Origin of the sequence: Sphingomonas sp. Leaf37 (assembly GCF_920939475.1) — a bacterium.
In the GTDB taxonomy this organism is placed as follows: domain Bacteria; phylum Pseudomonadota; class Alphaproteobacteria; order Sphingomonadales; family Sphingomonadaceae; genus Sphingomonas.
In genome coordinates, this window is sequence record NZ_CAKLAX010000001.1 from 347,142 (window position 1) to 369,043 (window position 21,902).

Annotated in this window: 17 protein-coding genes; 9 read left to right on the forward strand and 8 right to left on the reverse strand. The window is 66.3% G+C overall.

Annotated features, from left to right (window positions below; all coding sequences use genetic code 11):
- Positions 1-24: 24 nt before the first annotated feature.
- From LRA87_RS01410 to LRA87_RS01420, 3 genes are all read right to left on the reverse strand, one after another.
- Positions 25-3,993 (reverse strand): TonB-dependent receptor domain-containing protein, encoded by a 3,969-nt coding sequence (locus tag LRA87_RS01410; protein ID WP_230628621.1) that lies wholly within the window; start codon positions 3,991-3,993, stop codon positions 25-27.
- A 199-nt stretch (positions 3,994-4,192) separates the two neighbouring features.
- Positions 4,193-5,365, reverse strand: a complete 1,173-nt coding sequence (locus LRA87_RS01415) for an acetyl-CoA C-acetyltransferase (RefSeq protein ID WP_230628622.1) — start codon at positions 5,363-5,365, stop codon at positions 4,193-4,195.
- A 7-nt stretch (positions 5,366-5,372) separates the two neighbouring features.
- Entirely contained in the window at positions 5,373-6,377 is a 1,005-nt protein-coding gene (locus tag LRA87_RS01420) for an alpha/beta fold hydrolase (RefSeq protein WP_230628623.1), read from the reverse strand.
- Positions 6,378-6,496: 119 nt separating this feature from the next.
- Between LRA87_RS01420 and phaR the strand changes: the two genes are divergently transcribed.
- The gene (gene phaR, locus LRA87_RS01425) at positions 6,497-7,069 is read left to right on the forward strand and encodes a polyhydroxyalkanoate synthesis repressor PhaR (protein WP_230628624.1); all 573 of its coding nucleotides are present in this window, start codon (positions 6,497-6,499) and stop codon (positions 7,067-7,069) included.
- Between the two features lie 10 nt (positions 7,070-7,079).
- Complete coding sequence (locus LRA87_RS01430) at positions 7,080-7,265, forward strand: hypothetical protein (RefSeq protein WP_230629827.1); 186 nt, start codon at positions 7,080-7,082, stop codon at positions 7,263-7,265.
- 111 nt (positions 7,266-7,376) lie between these two features.
- Here the strand turns inward: LRA87_RS01430 and LRA87_RS01435 are convergent, their stop codons facing one another.
- Positions 7,377-8,576, reverse strand: a complete 1,200-nt coding sequence (locus LRA87_RS01435; protein WP_230628625.1) for a retropepsin-like aspartic protease — start codon at positions 8,574-8,576, stop codon at positions 7,377-7,379.
- A 54-nt stretch (positions 8,577-8,630) separates the two neighbouring features.
- Complete coding sequence (locus LRA87_RS01440; RefSeq protein WP_230628626.1) at positions 8,631-10,160, reverse strand: CpaF family protein; 1,530 nt, start codon at positions 10,158-10,160, stop codon at positions 8,631-8,633.
- A gap of 143 nt (positions 10,161-10,303) precedes the next feature.
- Between LRA87_RS01440 and LRA87_RS01445 the strand changes: the two genes are divergently transcribed.
- Positions 10,304-11,815, forward strand: coding sequence for a S1C family serine protease (locus LRA87_RS01445; protein WP_230628627.1), 1,512 nt, complete (start codon positions 10,304-10,306; stop codon positions 11,813-11,815).
- Positions 11,816-11,867: 52 nt separating this feature from the next.
- Positions 11,868-13,475, forward strand: coding sequence for a tetratricopeptide repeat protein (locus LRA87_RS01450; RefSeq protein ID WP_230628628.1), 1,608 nt, complete (start codon positions 11,868-11,870; stop codon positions 13,473-13,475).
- On the opposite strand, the gene LRA87_RS01455 is transcribed toward LRA87_RS01450, so the two are convergent.
- Both LRA87_RS01455 and LRA87_RS01460 read right to left on the reverse strand, forming a co-directional pair.
- A complete protein-coding gene (locus LRA87_RS01455) occupies positions 13,472-14,497 on the reverse strand; it encodes a methylated-DNA--[protein]-cysteine S-methyltransferase (protein WP_230628629.1) in 1,026 nt (341 codons plus the stop codon). The two genes, LRA87_RS01450 and LRA87_RS01455, sit on opposite strands and share 4 nt — an antisense overlap.
- Positions 14,498-14,546: 49 nt before the next feature.
- A complete protein-coding gene (locus LRA87_RS01460; protein WP_230629765.1) occupies positions 14,547-15,461 on the reverse strand; it encodes a tetratricopeptide repeat protein in 915 nt (304 codons plus the stop codon).
- Between the two features lie 244 nt (positions 15,462-15,705).
- Here LRA87_RS01460 and LRA87_RS01465 point away from each other — a divergent pair, with 244 nt between their 5' ends.
- From LRA87_RS01465 to LRA87_RS01485, 5 genes are all read left to right on the forward strand, one after another.
- Positions 15,706-16,260 carry a F0F1 ATP synthase subunit delta gene (locus tag LRA87_RS01465; protein WP_230628630.1) on the forward strand — a complete coding sequence of 185 codons (555 nt, stop codon included), beginning with the start codon at positions 15,706-15,708 and terminating at the stop codon, positions 16,258-16,260.
- Between the two features lie 4 nt (positions 16,261-16,264).
- A complete protein-coding gene (gene atpA / locus LRA87_RS01470) occupies positions 16,265-17,794 on the forward strand; it encodes a F0F1 ATP synthase subunit alpha (RefSeq protein WP_230628631.1) in 1,530 nt (509 codons plus the stop codon).
- 100 nt (positions 17,795-17,894) lie between these two features.
- Positions 17,895-18,800, forward strand: coding sequence for a F0F1 ATP synthase subunit gamma (locus LRA87_RS01475; protein WP_230628632.1), 906 nt, complete (start codon positions 17,895-17,897; stop codon positions 18,798-18,800).
- Positions 18,801-18,825: 25 nt separating this feature from the next.
- Positions 18,826-20,307: a F0F1 ATP synthase subunit beta gene (gene atpD / locus LRA87_RS01480; protein ID WP_230628633.1), complete on the forward strand. Its 1,482-nt coding sequence runs from the start codon at positions 18,826-18,828 to the stop codon at positions 20,305-20,307.
- 126 nt (positions 20,308-20,433) lie between these two features.
- A complete protein-coding gene (locus LRA87_RS01485) occupies positions 20,434-20,685 on the forward strand; it encodes an ATP synthase F1 subunit epsilon (RefSeq protein ID WP_230628634.1) in 252 nt (83 codons plus the stop codon).
- A gap of 225 nt (positions 20,686-20,910) precedes the next feature.
- Here LRA87_RS01485 and LRA87_RS01490 read toward each other — a convergent pair whose 3' ends face one another.
- Positions 20,911-21,894, reverse strand: coding sequence for a N(4)-(beta-N-acetylglucosaminyl)-L-asparaginase (locus tag LRA87_RS01490; protein WP_230628635.1), 984 nt, complete (start codon positions 21,892-21,894; stop codon positions 20,911-20,913).
- Positions 21,895-21,902 lie beyond the last annotated feature (8 nt).

A 21,902-nucleotide genomic window follows, 5' to 3' on the forward strand; every position in this document is an offset into this window, starting at 1 on the left:
ACCCCTCTGTAGCGAAGTCTTGGATCAGAAGCGGGTGGTGACCGTCATACGATAACGCCGACCGATCTGATCGTAGTAATCGGCGAAGCGATAGCCCAGATCGCCGGCCGTGGTGTTGTCCAACACGTTGGCGACCAACACCTGGAAGCGGAAGCTTTCGCTCACGTCGACACCCAACGTCATGTCAACGTTGTTCTGTGCTGCATAGCGCGTGTACGGGTATTGCTCGTTGGTCGCAGGCAGATTGCTGACGAAGATCCGCGTCGGGTCGCTGCGGTTCCAGGTAACCTGGCCATAGACCTGGTTATGTTCGTACCGCGCGGACAGCTGCGTCTCCCACCGCGGCCGACCGAACGAACCGACCGATTCCTGCGTGTCGTCATACTTGCCCGATGGCGAGACCTGATAGCTGATCAGGCGGTATGCACCCCCGCGCAGGGTCAGTCGATCCGAACCCAGCTCGATCGTGTAATTCGCCGATGCGTTGACGGCCTTGACCCGTTGCCCACCCAGATTGAGGAAGCCGGCCGAATAGCCGTTCTGCAGCTGGAAATCGGTGCCACGCGAGAATTGCGTGCAGCTGTTGATGCCGACGTCAGCAGTGGGGTTGGGATAGATCGGGCTGTCGTAGCAGGTCTGCAGGAAGGTGCCGATGCTGGCCGTGGTGATCACATCCTTCACGCGGACATCGATATAATCCGCCGAGATCGTCAAGCCGGGAATCCAGCGCGGCGTGAGGGCCGCACCGGCGGTCCAGCTTTCGCCGCGCTCCGGGTTGAGTGCGGTGTTGCCGTTGAACACGCCTTGCAGACCGGCGCCGGTGGCGACGTAATTTTGCAGGAACGAGGTTGCCCGATCGGTCGTCGTTATTACGCCCTGCGCATCGCTGACCCCGGCCGCGATCACCGCCGCGGTGCAGTTCTTGCGCCGGTTGGCCACGAAGCTACCCGAGTCGATGTTCGCCGGATTGCACAGATCGACCGGCGTCGTGAACGACGGCTGGCCGCCAAGGAAGAGTTCGACGATCGACGGCTGACGCACCGAGCGGGTGTAATTGCCGCGGAACTGGATGTCGCGCGTGGGTGCCCAGGTGCCGGCAAGCGAGAAGATCGTGGCCGCATCGCCATTACGTTGCGGCGTGGTCAACTGCCCGGTCAGATTGCGATAGCTTTGGGCGCGACCGTTCTGCTGCGATATTCGGACTGCCGGCTGAAAATCGAGCCGACCGAGGAACGGCAGGAAGTTCGGACCTGTCAGCGGGATCACCATTTCCCCACCGATTTCGTACGTTTCGGTATAGGCTTCGGTGTCGGACGACGGTGCCGAGCGTGTCCGGCCGAGCGTGTTCAGTTCGTTGGTGGAGAACCCCAGCTTGTCGCGACGATATTCGCCGTTGACGTTAATCTGGACGGTACCGGCGGGTAGATTGAAGAGACCACCGCCGATCGATGCCTGCGCATAGGTCTGTTCGGACACGTTGCGGAACGTCGACTGGCCAATGACATAGGCCTTCGATGCGTCCGTCATGTTGTTGTAGCCGAACGGGTTGAGCGGCCGGCACCCGTCGATCTGCGCCTGCGAAATGGTCGGGGTCAGCAGGACCTCGGTCAATACGCCATCCGCACCGCGAACGCGGGTGATGTTCTGCGCCGTGCCGACCGGCGTGCGTCCCAGATATTGGGTCGGGAATACCTGTGCCCGGCAAACGACATTGCCATTAGCTACGCCCGTGGTGGCGAGACCCTGATCGACGGCGTCGAGCGCAAGCTGGTACTCGATGTCCGAGATATTCGCTGATTTCGTCGTCTGGACGGAGCGGCCGTAGCTGCCCGAAATTTCAGCGTTCCAGCGATGTCCGAGCAACTCGAACTTCGACCGGAGTCCGCCGACCAGACGATAGGTCTCCTGCCGATTGGTATACGGGTTTGCGCCGAAAACGTCCTGATTTTGACGGGTAATCAGGAAGTTACCTTGGTTGGTCGCTGTGGGCGTGATGCCCACCGACGTCAGCACGGCCCGATTTTGCGCCGTCAGGTACGGATTGTTGTAGTTGACCAAGAGGGCGGCGTTTTCCTGCCCCTGCGTGATGAAGTTCTGCGCGCCGGAAATATTGCCGAGCGACCGGTTGAGCACCTTGGCATAAGTGTTTTCGGTGAAGAAGGTCACCTGATCGCTGATGTCGAACTTACCGAGCAGGTTGGCGACGTAGCGGTCCTGTTGGGTCCGCAACACGGTATTTTCCAGGCTGCGACGGAAGCCGCCGTCACCGCCGCGAGCGGAGCTGACGGTCAGGGGATCGTTGCCGCTCACCGGACCCGAGAAAGTGTAGGCGCGCAGGGTACCGTTGTCGTTGAACTCCAGCGGTACCGCAACGAACGGCAGCACCTGATTGACCGGCACCTGCACCGTCGTCCCGTTCACCTTCACACTGACCAGCGTGGTATCCGTGTTGGCGATCCGCGGAACGTCGGGTGCGAACGTGCCGATGAAATAGTTGAGGTTGGTCGTGGGATTGGCTGCCAGGAATTCACGGGCCGTGAAACGGTTGGCTTGCAACAGGTTGACGGCTAGCAGCGTCTGCTGTGCCGCAGTGGCTCCGGTAGGCGCCGTCACGCCATAAGCCGTGAAAATTTGCGCTGCGGTGACGTTGGCAGGCAGCGACGTCGGCGCGAATGTCGTGAATGGAACATTGGTCGCCTGCGTCGTACGACCGTTCAAACCGTTGGCGGTAATTGCACCCGCACCCGGCGTTCCCTGAATGATCTGTGCGCCCGAGAAGCTGAAAAAGCCGTTGTTGATGCTGGCGCCCGTACCCGATACCCGCAGCGTGGACGCAGCCCCGTTCGCGGTCGTGCCTGCCAAGGCAAAGCCGACCGGCGTAACGCCGTTGGCCAGTGCGATGTAGTTGGTCGTGACGGCCTGGCCAGCGACATTGGTGCCGGTAATCCGTGTATAGGGCGTGTAGAAGCTCGTGCCTTGGACATTGAGAACCGTGCCCGGGTTGCTCAGCGTCTGGGTGACCAGGCCGAGGCCGAACAGCGTCGAAGGCTGACCATCGTCCGCCGCGCGCAGGAATGCGCCGTTATTGGCATTTGCGACGTCGATAATTGCGGTCGGGGCGAAGTTCGGGTTGCGGACACCGCCATTGAACGGATTGGTGTACGATCCGGGGCGAATGGTGCGGAAGTCGCGGCTCGTCGCCTGAAGGCCATCGTTGCGGCTGTATTCGAACGACGCGGTGATGTTGGCACGGCCATCGAGGAAGTTGTGACCCGCAAGCGCGCTCAGCTGATACTGGGCCGCGTCGCCGCGTTCGGAGATGCCGGTCAGCCCACGTAGCTGGAGGCCGTCGTAATCGTCCTTCAGGATGAAGTTAACCACGCCTGCGATCGCGTCCGCACCATAAGCGGCGGCGCCGCCGACGGTCACCGTATCGACTCGCTCGATCAGCGAGGTCGGAATGACGTTGATATCGACCTGGCTACCGGTTTCATTGCCCGCGACGAACAGCGAGGCGGCGTTACCGGATACGAAGCGGCGGCCGTTGACCAGCGTCAGCGTACGCGCGGTGCCGAGATCGAGCAAATCGACGAAAGCGGCGCCCAGGCTTGCCGTCTGGCCGCCGTTGTTGCCGTTCAGCGGGCTGGCACCGGGGCCGACCAGCGGAATGTCGTTGAGCGCTTCGAGAGCATTGGTGAAGCCACGTGTTTCGATCGACTGGGCCGTGATCTGAACGCCGGGGAGCACGCCGTTGATTTCAGGGCGGGCGATGCGCGAACCGGTGACGATGATCGATCCGTCATCGCGCTGTTCGCCATCGGCGCTGACGGTAACAGCCTGTTCCGTGGGATCACCCGGCGCCGTCGACTTACCCGGAGTCGTCGCTGTTGGCGGCGTGGCGCTGGGTACGTTCGGAATAGACTGGGCGGCCACCGATGACGTGAAAAGCGAGCCGGCAAGCGCCGTGGCGCCGAGCAAAAGACTGATGCGCATGATTTCCCCTGTAGCGAAGACGGGGTTCGGCCCGTTCATCTGCCAGCAAGGTTCCAATAAACGTGCTGGATAACAAGAGAGTTGTGCCGGCCGGGATCATGTTGATCGTCGCGTGTGGCAACGATGTGACACTAGGGTCAGCAAGACTGTATGATCCTGCAAAAGATGCCAGCCGACACTTGATCAAGGGCAGGCTATCTTACCTTTCCACACACATGGCGATACCCATCCCGCCGCCGATGCAAAGCGTCGCCAGCCCTTTCTTCGCGTCACGCTTCTGCATCTCGTAGATCAGCGTCGTCAGCACGCGCGCGCCGCTGGCGCCGATCGGGTGGCCGATCGCGATGGCGCCGCCGTTGACGTTAACCTTGTCGGCATCCCAGCCGAGTTCCTTGCCGACCGACAGCGCCTGCGCCGCAAAGGCTTCGTTCGCTTCGATCAGGTCGAGGTCGGCGATGGTCCAGCCCGCCTTCTCCAGCGCTTTCTTCGATGCCGGCACCGGACCGATGCCCATGATCGACGGATCGACGCCGGCGCTCGCCCAGCTCTTGATCGTGGCGAGCACGGGGGCGCCGCGCCGCTCGGCTTCCTCGCGGCTCATCAGGACCAGCGCCGCGGCGCCGTCGTTGAGGCCGCTGGCGTTGGCGGCGGTGACGGTGCCGTCCTTCTTGAAGGCCGGGCGCACACCGCTGACGCTGTCGATGGTCACGCCGCTGCGGATATATTCGTCGTCCGCCACCACGGTATCGCCCTTGCGGCCCTTGATCGTGACGGGCGCGATCTCGTTCTTGAAGCGACCGCTGCTACGCGCCGCTTCGGCCTTGTTCTGGCTGGCGACGGAAAAGGCGTCCTGGTCGCCACGCGTTACCTGATATTGCTCGGCCAGGTTTTCCGCGGTGATGCCCATGTGATAGCCGTTGAACACGTCGGTCAGACCATCGCTGACCATCGTGTCGACCAGACTGACCGCACCCATCTTGGTGCCGCCGCGCATCGTCTGGGCGTGCGCGCTGAGCGACATGCTCTCCTGCCCGCCGGCGACGACGATCGTCGCATCGCCGGTCTGGATCGCCTGACAGGCGAGGGCGACCGCGCGCAGGCCCGATCCGCACACCTGATTGACGCCCCACGCCGGGACCTCCTTCGGAATACCGGCCGCCATCGACGCCTGACGTGCCGGGTTCTGGCCCTGCGCGGCGGTAAGGACCTGGCCAAGGATCACTTCGGATACGTCGGCGCCGTCGACGCCGGCCTGCGCCAGCGCGGCCTCGATCGCGATTCGACCGAGCTCGTGCGCCGGAGTGGCGGAAAACGCGCCCAAAAAGCTGCCCACGGGGGTGCGCTTGGCGGCGGTGACGACGATCTCGTTCATGATGGTCCTACTCCTCTGTGCGCCGTGTACCCGGCGGAAGGCCCGCAATCCAGTGGGCGAGCGGTTCCCACACCATCGATCGTGCGCGGCCGCCGACGATCATGCCGACGTGACCGAGCGCGAGGTCGCGGCGGTCCGACAGTCCCGCTGCGGTGGCGGCGGGGACGATGCGGTCAGTGGCGGAGACGAACTCCATGGCAGGGCAGCCGAGCCGGTCGGGCGCTACCGCCGCACCGCGGATCGACCAACCGCCGGTGCCCGGCAGATCCGTTGCGATGAAGCGTTCGAACAGGTCGCGTGCGGTGGCGAGCGGCAGCGGCTCGCCGGCATTCGCCCAATCCTCCAGTCGCACGAACGATCGCGCCGCATCGCTGTCCGGATCGAGCCGCCCGAACGTTTCGTACTTGGCGACCGTCCGTGCGGGATCGAGCCGCCAGAACCCGGCCTGCAACACCTCCATCGGCATGACGCCCAGCGCCTCGCACGTCGGACTGGCGGCGGACCACATGTCGATCATCGCCGCCGCATTGGTGCCATATCCCGCGAACTGCCACGGCGCGGCGAGCATCGCGAGACCGGCGACCGGCGTCGCGCAGGCTGCAGCCAGCGCCATCGTGCCGCCGAGGCAGTAGCCGACCAGCACCGGCGGCTCGTCGAGCTGCTCGATCAGCGGGATCAGCAGCGCCTCGATATGCGCGGTCATGTCGACATCGCGATCCGCCGTCGTCGGCGCGCCCCAATCGACCAGCGCGACCCGGAAACCCTGCCGCGCCATCCATCGGACCAGCGACGTCCCACCGAGGTCGAGGATGGCGGGCGGATTGATCAGCGAGGGGACGAACACCACCAGCCGCCCGCGCCCGCCGTAGTAGCGCAGCGTCGCGCGCCCGCTGATCGCCAACGCCGGCATCGGTGGCGGCGGGGCGGGACGGGGCGCCTGCTGATAGGCGGCGAGGCCGGCCATCGCCGCGGCGAGCCGTTCCGGATGTGCTGCAGTTTCGCTGCGCAGCATGTCCAGGAACAGCGGCAGGGGACGCGGTCCGTGTTGCGGTGCGAAAAATTGAGGCGTATCACCCACATCAGTCACGGACGGAACACCGGATGGGTCGGGTTACGCGACGGGGGAGCCGCATGAAGAAGCAAGCCAGGACCGATGGTGTCGTCATCATCAAGAAATACGCCAATCGCCGGCTCTATAACACCGAGACCTCGTCCTATATCACACTCGACCATCTGGCGACGATGACCCGCGAAGGCCGCGACTTCAAGGTCGTCGACGCCAAGACCGACGACGATATCACCCACAACGTCCTGACCCAGATCATCATGGAAGAGGAAAGCCGCGGCCAGACCATGCTGCCGGTCAGCTTCCTGCGTCAGCTGATCTCGATGTATGGCGATTCGATGCAGTCGATGGTGCCGGGCTATCTCGAGGCGTCGATGGACAGCTTCCGCCGCAATCAGGAACAATTCAAATCGGCGGTCGAGGGCGCGTTCGCCCACTCGCCCTTCGCCGAGATCGCCAAGCGCAACCTCCAGATGTTCGAAGCGGCGGCGCAGGCGTTCCAGCCGCCCGCAGGTGGTGCGTCGCCGGCGCCGGCCTCGCCTTCCGCTCCCGTTACCTCCAGGAGCAAGGACGACGAGATTGCCGCACTGAAGGCGGAAATGGCGCGGTTGCAGGACAAGGTCGAGAAGCTCGGCTGAGCGCGCGCCCGTGCCGGCGATGTTCTGGGGCGCTGGCGGAGCGGTGCTCGTCGCGCTTTTCGCCGCGTTGCGGGATCGCCGGCGACGGCTGCGCGACGATCTCGACCGCGTCGGCTGGGTCGACTGGCGGACCGTGCAGATGGCGGCGCTGCTCGCAACGATCCTGCTCGTCAGTCTCGGATTGCATAGCCGCTGACCCGTCGATGGGGGAGGCACTCGCCGCCTGCTCGTCAGTGCGGGTGTGGCGAAGCAACTCGGGGCGTCGCGCGGTCTCCCCTCCCGCTTGCAACTGCGCGCCCGTGCAAGCTCAGTAGAACTGCGCCAGCGTCAGCGATCGCACCGTGCCGTCGCACAGGCCCAGTCGCACGACCGTGCCCGGCGCGCCGATCGACCATTTTGCCAGCGGGCTCGACGGATAGTCCTTCCCGACGGGCTGGTCGTCGATCCGGCAGATCAGGTCCCCCGTCCGCCAGTTCGTTGCCGCGGCGGGACCGCCGCGCATGACGTGCAGCACCTTCAGCCGGTCACCCTGCACGCCGACGAGCAACCCGCTGGTCGATCGCAACGGCAGCGCATCGGCATCGGGGCCGGGCTTCAGCACCATTCGCCCTGCCGTGGGATCGAGCAACACGCGATAGCCTTGCAGCAGGCCCGAACCGATCCGCCCGGCGACGCCGACCGCCTGCGAAAAGCCACCGCGGGGCTCGACACGGGTCTCGACGTTGCGGATCGCCTGCTGGCCCAGCGTCGCGGACGGCAGGATGGCGAGCGTGCTCACCGTTTCGCCGGCCAGCCCGAACGAGATCGTCGTGGTGGTCGGCACCGCGGTCGCGAGCTGACGCCAGCTTGCCTCGGACAATGTCAGCGCGGACCCGTCGCCGGTGTCGACGATCATCGGCGACAGACGCTTGCCGCCGATGGTTATGGCGCTTTCGTAGACGCGGCGGTTGGCGGAGATCGACAGCGGCGCCAGCGCGCCGACGAACGGCAGTCGGCCGGACGGCAGCAATCGGAAACGGCGGTTGGCATAATCCACGTCGAGGGCTTGTCCGCCGGTGACGTCGCGCCCGACCAGCATATCGACCGCGCGGGCGCTGCCGGTGGCGAGCGCGGGCAGGTCGGCGACGGTGACGCCGCCGCCGGTGCGGGTCAGTCCACCGATCGCCAGTTGCCGGGTCGGTTGCCAGCCGATCGCCACGGTGCCGTTACCGCCGCCGCCGATCGCGGTCGCCTGTCCGTTGGCGACGACGCGCGCCGGATCGACCGCCGCCGATTGGCGGGCGAGAACCGAATAACTCACCCCGGTGTCTAGGATCGCGGTGACCGGCCGCCCGTCGAGCGTCAGCGTAAAGCGCATCTGGTTGCCGGGCGTCAGGTCGAACGTCACCCAGCGTGCTTCGGTATCCGCGGCGAGCGCGACCGTTCCCTCGCGGTCGGCGGTATCAGGACGAAGCGGCAGGGGTGCCGCTGCAATCAGCAGTGCGGCGAACGGCAGGAAACAACGCATCGCGACGCCATTACCACGTATCGCCGCGGGCCTCACATCTTTGTCACGGCGGTCCTACAGGCACGCTTCCAGATAGGCGCTGTCGAACCCGAACTGCTTCGCCTTGTCCAGCGTGTAGGGGCGCAGGCCCATCGAACGGTATTCGCCGATGATCTTGCCGTCCGCGCTCTCGTCGAGATATTCAAACTTGAACAATTCCTGCGTGACGATCACCGGGCCTTCCATGCCGATCACCTCGGTGACGTTGGTGACGCGGCGTGAGCCGTCGCGCAGGCGTTTCACCTGGATGATCAGCTCGACCGAATCGGCGATCTGGCGGCTGATCGCCTCCTTCGGCACCTTGATGTCCGACATCATCACCATGTTCTCCATACGCGCCAGCGCCTCGCGCGGGGAGTTGGCGTGGAGCGTACACATCGAACCGTCGTGGCCGGTGTTCATCGCCGCGAGCATGTCGAAACATTCGCTGCCACGGATTTCGCCCAGGATGATGCGATCCGGGCGCATACGCAGCGCGTTCTTGACGAGGTCGCGGATCGAGATCTCGCCCTGACCCTCCAGATTGGCGGGACGCGTTTCCAGCGGCAGCCAGTGCGGCTGCTGCAACCGCAATTCGGCTGCGTCCTCGATCGTCAGCACGCGCTCGCCCGGGTCGATCATCTTCGACAGCGCGTTGAGCATCGTCGTCTTGCCCGAACCGGTACCGCCGCTGATGACGACGTTGAACCGGCTCGCGCCTGCGATCTTCAGTGCGGTCGCCATCTTCGGCGACATGCTGCCGAAGCCCGCCATCATGTCGAGAGTGATCGGCTTGGCGGAGAATTTACGGATCGAGATCGCCGTGCCCTTCAGGCTCAGCGGTGGCACGATCACGTTGACGCGGGACCCGTCCTTCAGGCGGGCATCGGCGAGCGGCGTCGTCTGATCGACGCGGCGGCCGACCGAATTGACGATGCGCTGCGCGATCTGGAACAGATGCTCCTCGTCGCGGAACTGGATCTGCGCCAGCTCCAGCTTGCCCTTGCGCTCGACGTAGGTCTGGTCGGGCCCGTTGACCATGATGTCGGTGATCGCCGGATCGGCGAGCAATTCCTCCAACGGCCCCAGCCCGAGCAGCTCGTCGACCAGCACCTTTTCCAGCGCGAATTGTTCGCGGCGGTTGAGCGTCAGCTTCAGCTCGGCGAGCACCTCGCCGATGATCGGCCGGAATTCCTCGGCCAGCTCGTCCTTGCCCAGCGTCGCGGCGGCTTCGGGATCGACGCGCTCCAGCAGGCGCGGCAGCACCTGTTCCTTGATCTTGTGGATCGACGCCTCGAACCCTTCGCCGCGGCTGCTGCCGGACTCGCCACTGGCGTTCTGGCGGTCGGTCAGGCGCTGCATCGCGTCGAGCGTGCCCGCCGGCATCGTACCGGGCAGGCTGTCCTCGCCCGGCAACGGCATCGACTCGATGGGCGGAAACTGGCTACCGGGGGCTGATTCGTCGGACCGCGCGATACCGCTGCCCTGCATCGGGCGCGCCACGCCGAAGGCCGGTCTTGCCGGCTGTCCGCCACCCATTCCGCTGCGACGCCCGAACGCGCTCATGCTGTACCCCTTGAACCTCGAGGGAAGGGGTAGGGGGCAGAGTTTGACATTTTCCTAACCAAACTCAGTCGACGCCCGATTGCGGCCCAGACGCCCCATGCCGAACTTGACAGCGCAGCCGCGCTGCCGTTCGAAGCGGTCGTATGCGCTGGCTCTTGCTTTTCCTCGTCGCGATCGTCGGATCGATCGCCGGTGCCGCCCCGGCTTCGGCGGACGACATCGGCGCGACCGCCCGCGGTGTCGTTCGGGTCGTCACGATCGCGGTGGTCGATGGCCAGGTGGTGGGCTTCGGCCACGGCAGCGGTGTCGCGATCGCACCCGATCGCATCGTCACCAACGCGCACGTCATGGAGCTGGCCGAACGCTATCCCGACAACGTCGTCGTCGGCGTGGTCCCCTCCGAAGGCGACAAGAGCTATCAGGGACGCGTCATCGCCTATGACGCGCAACGCGACCTCGCGCTGATCGAATTCGCCGGCGCCCGTCTGCCAGTAGCGGCGCTGTACACCGGTCCGGTGGGGGAGGGCGATGCAGTGGTCGCGCTCGGCTATCCCGGCAACGTCGACCTCGCGACCGCGCGCTCCGCCGCCGATTACATCCGCCCGACCTCGCCGGTGCGCTCGGAAGGCGTATTCTCCGGCCGACGCAGCCTGACTGGAGTCGAGGTGCTGCTTCACACCGCCAATATCGCGCGTGGCAACTCGGGTGGGCCGTTGCTCGATCGCTGTGGTCGCGTGATCGGCATCAATTCCGCCATCACCCGCGGCGAGGAGGGTGACAGCTCGTTCGGCTTCGCCATCGCCGATACCGAAGTGTTCGCATTCCTGCGGGAAGCGAAGCAGCCCTATGCGACCGTCGGCACGCCCTGCACCTCGATCGAGGAACGGCTGCGCGACGACACCGAGGCGGACGCCCGTGCCCGCGCCGATGCGCTGACCAGCGCGCGCGAGGCTGCGACGCGTGCTGCGATGGGGCGGGAAGAGGCGCTTGCGGACGCGCGCGAGGCTGCGCAGACCCGGCGCGAGAATGTGATGGCCGTCGCCGGGCTGCTGCTGGTGCTCGGCGCCCTCGGCGTCGGCGGTGCGGGGCTGCTCGAATCGCGCGACAGGCGGCGTCCGGCGATCTGGGCCGCAGGCGTCGGCGGTCTCGCGATGATCGCCGCCGTCGCGATATTCCTGCTTCGTCCTTCGGGCGAGGCCGATCTGCCGCCGCCGCCCGCGGTCACGCGGCAGGTCGTGCCCAACGCCCCGCTCGGCAAGCTCGCCTGCGTCTTCCAGCCCGACAGCAGCCGTGTCACCGTATCCGCGATCACCGATGTCGCACTGGCCTGGGGGCGTAGCGGCTGCGTCAACGGGCGGACCCAGTATCTGCCCGCCAACGATCGCTGGGAACGGGTGCTGGTGCCGGATGGCGAACAGACGGTGTCGGTGCTGATGTTCGATCCCGCCACCCGTCGCTACACCAACACCCGCTATATGCTTGGCGCGCAGGCGATGGAGCAGATGCGCAAGCTGCGCGGTGAGAACGACGGCGCGCGGTGCAGCGTCGATCCCGCCGCGATCGACCGACTGGCCCAGCGCCAGTCGGCCGTCCGCGCCGCACTGCCGCCGCTACCCAATGAGAAGCTCGTCTATTCCTGCACGAAGGCGGGCTGACAGCGGGATGCGGCGGCGTTAGCCTCCGGCCCTTGGCGGGAGAGAGTGCGCGATGCGGTGGACAACGAACGGGCTGGCGCTGACGACGGCGGCGACCATGCTGGCGATGGCGCAACCTGCACGGGCCGAGTGGATCGAGGCGACGTCGAAGCATTTCATCGTCTACGCCAATGGCGATGCCGACGACGTCAGGGAGCAGGCCGAACGGCTCGAACGCTTCGACAGCGTGGTCCGCTATTTCAACTCGATTCCGGCGCGCGAAGGGGATGGGTCAAACAAGCTGACCGTCTACGTCGTTGCCAACGATGTCGCGGTGCGACGCATCTTTGGCGATCGCAGCAGTCGTGTCGCGGGTTTCTACAAGGGGCGCGCCAGCGGATCGGTGGTCTACACGCCGGCGCGTGCCGGCGGCGGCTCGGCCAACAGCCTCCAGCCGCAAATCGTGCTGTTCCACGAATATACGCATCACCTGATGCTGGGCAACACCGGGGCGGCGGCGCCCGGCTGGCTGGTCGAGGGCTATGCGGAATTTCTGTCGACCGCACGGTTCGACAAGGACGTGGTATGGATCGGCGCGCCTGCCCAGCACCGCGCCTATGCCCTGCTGCGGCAGCGCGAGCGGCTGTCGGTCGAACAGATGATGGGGATGCCCCGATCGAGGATGTCGCCGGAACAGGTGTCGTCGCTTTATGCGCGGGGCTGGCTGCTGACGCATTACCTGATGATCGACAACACGCGCCGTGACCAGCTGATCGCCTATCTGAAGGCGGTCAATGCCGGCACGCCGAACGTCGAGGCAGCCCGAGCGGCCTTCGGTGACCTGCGGGCGCTGGACAAGGCGCTCGACGCCTATCTCGGGCGATCGAAGCTGCCCGCCTATACCATTCCGATCGCCCAGCTGGCGGCACCGCAGGTGGCTCTGCGGCCGCTCCGCCCGGGCGAGAAGGCGATGATCGACCTGCGCATGCAGTCCGACCGCGGAGTCAACCGCACGACCGCCCAGCCGATCCTAGCCGAGGCGCTGCCGATCGGCGAACGCCATGCCACCGATCCCGTGGTGCAGGGCTGGCTGGCCGAGATGGCGCTGGATGCCGGCCGCTACGACCTTGCCGAAGCTGCCGCCGACCGGGCGCTGGCGATCGATCCGAACGCGTCGCAGGCGCTGGTCTACAAGGCGCAGGTCCATCTGCGTCGCGCGAGGGAGGCGAAGGCGACCGATCCGGCCGTGTGGAAGGAAGCCCGCAGCTGGCTGCTGAAGGCCAACAAGCTCGATCCCAACGATGCCTTCGCGCTGCTGCTCTATTATTCCAGCTTCGGCATGGCGGGTGCGAAGGCGACGGACAACGCCAAGGCGGCGCTGGCGCGGGCACACGAACTGGTGCCGCAGGACGGCGGACTCAGTTATGCCTATGCGACCCAATCCCTGTATGACGGACGGCTGGACGACGCGCGCACCGCATTGCGCCCGCTGGCCTATTCGGCGCACAGCGGGGCGGACAATCGCGCCGCACGGATGCTGGCGCAACTCGACGCCGGAAAGAACGCCGCCACCGCCGCGGCCGTGACCGGCAGCGAGGCCGATGGTCCGGTGGACGGCGGTCCGGACGGGAGCAGTGTGGGTGGAGGCGCAGCCCCTGCTACGCCGCAGGCCGGCAACTAACTCCGTTCCCGATCCAGCAGCGCCCGCTTGCGATCGACGCCATAGGCGTAGCCGCCGGGGGCGCCATCGCTACGGGTGACGCGGTGGCAGGGGACGATCACGGCCAGCGGGTTGCGGCCACACGCCGTCCCTGCCGCGCGCACCGCACCCGGCCGCCCCGCGAGCGCGGCGAGTTCGGCATAACTGCGCGTTTCGCCGGCGGGGATCGTCTTCAACGCCTGCCACACCGCCTCCTGAAAAGCAGTGCCACGAACGTCCAGGGGCAGCGCCGCGTCGCGGCCGGGCGTCTCGACCAGCGTCACGACCTCCTCAGCCAGCGCCGCCAGCGCCGGGTCGCCCGCCACGATCGTCGCGCGGGGGAAGCGGCGTGTCAGCGCTGCGGCATCCTCGTCGAACGCCACGCGGCACAATCCTGTATCGGTGGCGGCCACCAGTAGCGGGCCGAGGCTGGTCGCCGCGACCGTCCATCGCATCGTCACCCCAATGCCGCCCCGCGCCCATACGCTGGGGCTCATCCCCAGCCGGCGTGCGCCGTCCGCGTAGAAGCGGCTCGCCGCGCCATAGCCGGCTTCGTAGATCGCACCGGTAACGCTGCCGTCGCGTTGCAACGCCTCGGCTGCGCGGCTCGCCCGCAGGCCCCGGCCATAAGCGGCAGGGGTTACCCCGGTCGCCCGCTTGAACAGCCGCAGGAAGTGGTGCGGCGCGTAGCCGACCCGTGCTGCCAGCGCGTCCAGTCCGATGCCCTCCTCCGCTGCGGCGATCAGCGCCACCGCTTCGGCGACGGCGCGGCTGTCGCGGGCGACCGCGTCCGGCTTGCAGCGCAGGCAGGCGCGATACCCCGCCGCCCGCGCCGCGGCTCCGTCGGGCAGGAAGCTGACGTTCTCGCGATGGGGATGGCGGGCGGGGCAGCTCGGCTTGCAATAGATGCCGGTCGTCCGCACCGCAGCGACGAAGGCTCCGTCCTGTCCCCGGTCGCGCGCGGTAAATGCGGCCCAGGCTGCGTCCTGATCGATGCTGGTCATGCCGACGGTATAATCGATCGCCGCGCTCGCCTCATCCCGGGGCTTGCGCTCAAAACCCCGTACCGCGAACGGGTGGCATGGCGCGCATCGCCGCCACGTCCTGCGCGCCTGCTGCCAGTGCGCCGACGCGGCCCAGCCCCTTGGTGACATCGCCGCCCGCCTTCGGCGCGAACAACCGGGCCCGGGTGTAGCGATCCCCCGCCTCGGCATAACGACCCGCCGCCTCGGCACATAGCGCCAGGTTGAAGGTGGTTGATCCATGATCCGGCGCCACCCGGTCGACCTCGGCAAAGACGGCGCACGCGGCAGCGCCGTCGGTCTTGGTCAGCCGGACCGCCTGTTTGAACCGGGCGGCAGCGTCGGCCGGCAGACCGTCGCGCCGCTCCTGCACCCGGATCGTGTAGCTCTCTGCATGCGGCGCCAGATCGAGCCGAACCTCGGCTGCAACCGATTCGACGAAGCCATGCACCGTGCTGCCCACATCGCTCGCCACGCCGCTATCCTCGCACCAGTCATGCCGGTCGTCACGCGTCTTGCTGACCGCATAGGGCAGGCCGCCGGTACGTCGCGTCAGTCTCAGATCGGCACGGAAGTCGATCGTGCGCGCCACGCAGTCGACGCGATATGTCTCCTTGCGTACGCATTTGCCGTCCTTCTTCTCGATGCAGCGTTGACGACTTTCGGTATAATCGTTGTCCGACACGGACACGTTCGTACGCCCGGTCAGCAATCCGTCGGGCTTCAGGCCCGGCGGGATCAGGCGTACATGGGGCAGGCCGTCCGAACCGAGGGTCGCGAGCCGCCGCTCGATCGCGTCGGCCAGCGCGTCACCCTCCGGTCCGGCGAATTCGCCGACCGCGATCGTCGGCAGAAAGCTCGCCTCCCGCGCCTGCGCCGGGAACACGCCTTCCACCCGCAACGTCTCGGCCGCCGCCGTCGATGCGAGCGCCGATCCGATCATCATAGCCACCAGCCCTCGCATAGTTCAGCGTCCTCCGTCCATTGTCGTTACGCTTCCGATCCTGAACGCATGCTGCCGATGCGAGCGTATCTCCCGCCTGCGACGGGCAAGGATTCCGCGAACATGACGCCCCCGTCATACTTGCGCTCCGGCGACCCCCATGCTAGCCGCCCGCCACCCATAAGAGGTGCGCTTTCGCGCGCCCTTCTCCCCATGGGCCAACATTCGGCACGAGGACTTCGACTCCGTGGAGACATCCGGCGGTATTCAGGCAAGCTTAGGCGGACGCTATGCGATCGCGCTGTTCGAGCTCGCGCGCGATTCGAAGAGCATCGATACCGTCGAAGCCAGCCTCGCCTCGGTCCGCGACGCGCTCGCGCAGAGCGACGATTTCCGCGCGCTGACCACCAGCCCGCTGGTCGCCCGCGGCGCCGCGGTGAAGGCGATCCTCGGCGTCGCCGACAGCATCGGCATCGATGCGACCACCAAGAATTTCCTCGGCGTCCTCGCCGAAAACCGCCGCCTCGGCCAGCTGCCCGCAATCATCCGCGCCTTTCGCACGCTCGCCGCCCGCCACCGCGGCGAGGCGACCGCAGAGGTCACCAGCGCGCACCCGCTCACCGACGAACAGGTCGGCGAGCTGAAGCAGCAGCTGCGCGCACGCATGGGCCGCGAAGTTTCCGTCGACCTGTCGGTCGATCCCGAACTGCTCGGCGGCCTCGTCGTCCGTATCGGTTCACAGATGATCGATTCGTCGATCCGCACCCGTCTCAATACTCTCGCGCACGCGATGAAGGGCTAAGCACATGGATATCCGCGCCGCAGAAATCTCGAAGGTCATCAAGGACCAGATCAGCAACTTCGGCACCGAGGCCCAGGTCACCGAGACCGGCCAGGTGCTCAGCGTCGGCGACGGCATCGCCCGCATCTACGGCCTCGACAACGTCCAGGCGGGCGAGATGGTCGAATTCGCCAACGGCGTGCAGGGCATGGCGCTCAACCTCGAAGCCGATAACGTCGGTGTCGTGATCTTCGGCTCGGACGCCGAGATCCGCGAGGGCGACATCGTCAAGCGCACCGGCACGATCGTCGACGTTCCCGTCGGCAAGGGCCTGCTCGGCCGCGTCGTCGATGGTCTCGGCAACCCGATCGACGGCAAGGGTCCGATCGTCGCCGAGAAGCGCAGCCGCGTCGAAGTGAAGGCGCCGGGCATCATCCCGCGCCAGTCGGTCAGCGAGCCGATGCAGTCGGGCCTGAAGGCGATCGACGCGCTCGTGCCGGTCGGCCGCGGCCAGCGCGAGCTGATCATCGGCGATCGCCAGACCGGCAAGTCCGCCGTCGCGATCGACACCTTCATCAATCAGAAGACGGTCAATCAGGGCTCGGACGAATCCAAGAAGCTGTACTGCGTCTATGTCGCGGTCGGCCAGAAGCGCTCGACCGTCGCCCAGCTCGTCAAGACGCTCGAAGAGAATGGCGCGATGGACTATTCCATCGTCGTCGCTGCGACCGCGTCGGAGCCCGCGCCGCTCCAGTTCCTCGCGCCCTACACCGGCACCGCGATGGGCGAGTATTTCCGTGACAACGGCATGCACGCGCTGATCGTGTTCGACGATCTGTCGAAGCAGGCGGTCGCCTATCGTCAGATGTCGCTGCTGCTGCGCCGTCCGCCGGGCCGCGAAGCCTATCCGGGCGACGTGTTCTACCTGCACAGCCGCCTGCTGGAGCGCGCCGCCAAGATGTCGGACGCCAACGGCGGCGGCAGCCTCACTGCGCTGCCGATCATCGAGACGCAGGCGGGCGACGTGTCGGCCTATATCCCGACCAACGTGATCTCGATCACCGACGGCCAGATCTTCCTCGAAACCGACCTGTTCTTCGCGGGCATCCGCCCGGCGATCAACGTCGGCCTGTCGGTCAGCCGCGTCGGCTCCGCCGCACAGACCAAGGCGATGAAGAAGGTGTCCGGCTCGATCAAGCTCGAGCTGGCGCAGTATCGCGAAATGGCCGCGTTCGCGCAGTTCGGATCGGACCTCGACGCCTCGACCCAGCGCCTGCTCAACCGCGGCGCGCGCCTGACCGAGCTGCTCAAGCAGTCGCAGTTCAACCCGATGCCCTTCGAGGAGCAGACCGCGTCGATCTTCGCCGGCACCAACGGCTATCTCGACAAGGTCGCGGTGAACGACGTCGTCCGCTACGAAGCGGCGATGTTGCAGGACCTGCGCGCCAACCACGCCGACGTCCTCACCAAGATTCGCGAAACCCGCGATCTCGGCGACGAGGCCAAGTCGGGGCTGAAGGCCGCACTCGACCAGTTCGCGAAGACCTTCGCGTAAGGCCACCCGGTGCTCCTGCGTACGCAGGAGCCCAGAGCCAAAGACGGCTCGCTGAGTAACCCTGGGCTCCTGCCTGCGCAGGAGCACGAGAAGGCAGACAATGGCGTCACTGAAGGCCCTCAAGGTTCGGATCAACTCGGTCAAATCGACCCAGAAGATCACCAAGGCGATGAAGATGGTCGCCGCCGCCAAGCTGCGCCGTGCGCAGGAGGCGGCGCAGGCCGGGCGTCCCTATGCCGAGCGTCTGGAGGCGGTCGTCGCCAGCCTGTCGCGCCAGTTGGCCGGCGGCGCGGGCGTGTCGCCTTTGCTGTCGGGTACCGGCAAGGATCAGGTCCACCTGCTCGTCGTCGCGACCTCGGAACGCGGCCTTGCCGGCGCGTTCAACACCAACATCGTCCGCGCGGCCCGCCGCAAGGCGGAGGAGCTGGAGGCGCAGGGCAAGACCGTGCGCTTCTATCTGGCGGGCAAGAAGGGGCGCGTTCTCAAGCGCTTCTACCCGAACGGCATCGTCGCCGACCATGAGCTCGGGGGCCACAAGACGCTGGGCTTCACCCAGGCGCGAGAGATCGCCGACGACCTGCTGGCGCGCTATGCCGCGGGCGAGTTCGACGTCGCCCACCTGTTCTACGCCAAGTTCGTTTCGGCGCTGGTGCAGGAGCCCGTCGGCCAGCAGATCATCCCGGTCGCGGTGGACGTTTCCAAGGCGGACGTGTCACCAACTTCGGCAACTTCCGCGCCCGTCTCAGCCGGCGCCGTCGTTGAATACGAACCCGACGAGGAAGGCATCCTCGCCGACCTGCTGCCGCGCAACGTCGCGATCCAGGTCTTCCGCGCGATGCTCGAGAACGCCGCGTCGGAACAGGGCAGCCGCATGAACGCGATGGACAATGCCACCCGCAACGCGGGCGACATGATCAATCGCCTTTCGATCCAGTACAACCGCACGCGTCAGGCCGCGATCACGACCGAGCTGGTCGAGATCATCTCCGGCGCCGAAGCGCTCTAACGAATCCGAAGCAGGAAGAACCGCCATGGCAACCGCCGCAGACGACATCCGCCCGACGCAGAACACGGGCAGCAGCAACACCACCGGCACGATCGCGCAGATCATCGGCGCGGTCGTGGACGTGCATTTCCCGGACAATCTGCCGGCGATCCTCTCGGCGCTCGAGACGGATAACAATGGCAACCGCCTCGTCCTCGAAGTCGCGCAGCATCTGGGCGAGAACACCGTCCGCACGATCGCGATGGACGCGACCGAGGGTCTGACCCGCGGCCAGACCGTGCGCGATACCGGCGCGCAGATCAGCGTTCCGGTCGGTCCGGCGACGCTCGGCCGCATCCTCAACGTCATCGGCGAGCCGATCGACGAGCGCGGTCCGGTCCTCACCGACCTGCGTAGCCCGATCCACGCCGATGCGCCGCTGTTCGTCGATCAGTCGACCGAGAACGCCATTTTGGTCACCGGCATCAAGGTGATCGATCTGCTCGCGCCCTATGCGAAGGGCGGCAAGATCGGCCTGTTCGGCGGCGCCGGCGTCGGCAAGACCGTGCTGATCCAGGAACTGATCAACAACATCGCTAAGGGTCATGGCGGCACCTCGGTGTTCGCCGGCGTCGGCGAGCGCACCCGCGAGGGTAACGATCTGTACCATGAATTCCTCGATGCGGGCGTCATCGCCAAGGATGCCGATGGCAATCCGCAGTCTGAGGGATCGAAGGTCGCGCTGGTATTCGGCCAGATGAACGAGCCGCCGGGCGCCCGCGCCCGCGTTGCGCTCTCGGGCCTGACGATCGCCGAATACTTCCGCGATCAGGAAGGGCAGGACGTGCTCTTTTTCGTCGACAACATCTTCCGCTTCACGCAGGCGGGCGCGGAAGTGTCGGCGCTGCTCGGCCGTATCCCGTCGGCAGTGGGCTATCAGCCGACGCTGTCGACCGACATGGGCGCGTTGCAGGAGCGGATCACCTCGACCAACAAGGGGTCCATCACCTCGGTGCAGGCCGTGTACGTTCCCGCCGACGATCTTACCGATCCGGCCCCGGCGACGTCGTTCGCCCATCTGGACGCGACGACCGTGCTCAACCGCGCCATTTCGGAGCTCGGCATCTATCCGGCGGTCGATCCGCTCGATTCGACCAGCCGCGTCCTCGAACCGCGCGTCGTCGGTCAGGAGCATTACGACACGGCACGCGCCGTCCAGTCGCTGCTCCAGCGCTACAAGTCGTTGCAGGACATCATCGCCATCCTCGGCATGGACGAACTGTCCGAAGAGGATAAGCTGACCGTCACGCGCGCTCGCAAGATCCAGCGCTTCCTCAGCCAGCCGTTCCACGTCGCCGAGGTGTTCACCGGCATCAGCGGCAAGTTCGTGCAGATCGAAGACACGATCCGCTCGTTCAAGGCGGTCGTCGACGGCGAATACGATCACCTGCCCGAAGGTGCGTTCTACATGGTTGGCGGCATCGACGAAGTCGTCGCCAAGGCCGAGAAGATGGCGCAGGAATCGTAAGCTGACGGGAAAAGCCCCTCCCCTTTAGGGGAGGGGTTGGGGTGGGGAAGGTCTCACCGAGACCGGCGCTCATGACTCCTCCACCCCAACCCCTCCTCTGAAGAGGAGGGGCCAAGGAAGAAAACAATGCTCCACTTCGAACTCGTCACGCCCGAAAAGCTCGTCCGGTCCGAGGACGTGTACATGGTCGTCGTCCCCGGCACCGAGGGCGACTTCGGCGTGCTGGAAGGCCATGCGCCGCTGATGTCCACCGTCCGCGACGGTGCGCTGTCGGTCTATCGCACCGAAGGCGGCCAGCCAGAGACGATCGCGATCCAGGGCGGCTTCGCGGAGGTGAACGCGCAGGGCCTCACCGTTCTGGCGGAAAGCGCCGCCTGAACGACACGTGTCGGACGCGACCGGCGCCATCCCCTTGGCGAACTGTCGAAAAGGCAACCGGGATGTCCTACGCGGTTCGATCACGCTACCGCCATCCCGGCTCTTTCTCATCCCCGACGCTGTCCTATTATCGCCGATCCGGAAACGGTAGACTTGGATCGTTTCCATTAAGGTGCCCAGGTTGTCCGAGTCGCATGGCCCTGCCAGCGACTGGACGCCCGGGGATCACGCCGCGAACAGCGATGGCCCCTTCTTCACGACCGTCACACCCGCGCCATCCGTCACTGCATAGGTGAACCCCGGCAGCAGACAGAAAGCGCCGACCTCCCCCTGCGGCGACAGCGCCAAAAACCCGACCTGCGTGCCCTTGATCGCATCGCCGCGCAGCTTGGCGATATGCCGCACCACTTCCTCGCAAGCCGCCTGCGCCGACAGCCCGGCACGCATCGAGGCGACGACGCGGGCCGTGCCGGAGACGCGGGTGACCTCCTCCCCCAGTCCGGTGGAAGTTGCCGCGCCTACCCCCGCCTCGACGTAGAGTCCGGCGCCGACCTGCGGCGAGTCGCCGACCCGACCGCGCATCTTGAACGCCATGCCCGATGTGGTGCACGCCCCCGCCATTCGGCCATCGGCGGTCCGCGCCAGCAGCCCGATCGTGTCGTGGTCGAGCGCACCACCACGAGGGCGGGCATTCTCGATATTCGCGACCGGTCGGTATTGCGATGTCTTCAGCCAGTCGCGCCACGCCTTCTCCGCTTCCGGCGTCAGCAGCTTCACCTTGGGAAAGCCCTGATCCCGCGCAAACCGCGTCGCGCCTTCGCCGACGATGAAGGTATGCGGCGTCTTCTCCATAACCCGGCGCGCGACCGAGATGGCGTGGACGGTATCCTCCAGCGCGGCGACCGCACCGACGCCGCCGGCATCGTCCATGATGACCGCATCCAGCGTGACGTGACCGTCGCGATCGGGATAGCCGCTATAGCCGACCGAATGATTGTTCGGGTCTGCTTCCGGCACCATGCCGCCGGCTTCGACTGCATCGATCAGGCTACCCCCGGCTTTCATCCGGGCGAAGGCGGCATCGTTCGCCGCTGCGCCGAAGTCCCAGGTCGACACGATCAGTGCCCGGTCGGGCTGCGCCGCTCCAGCCAGGGATGCCATGCCCGCGGTCGCTGCCGTTCCGCCCAGAAAGCTCCGCCGCGTGGTCATGGCCTGGG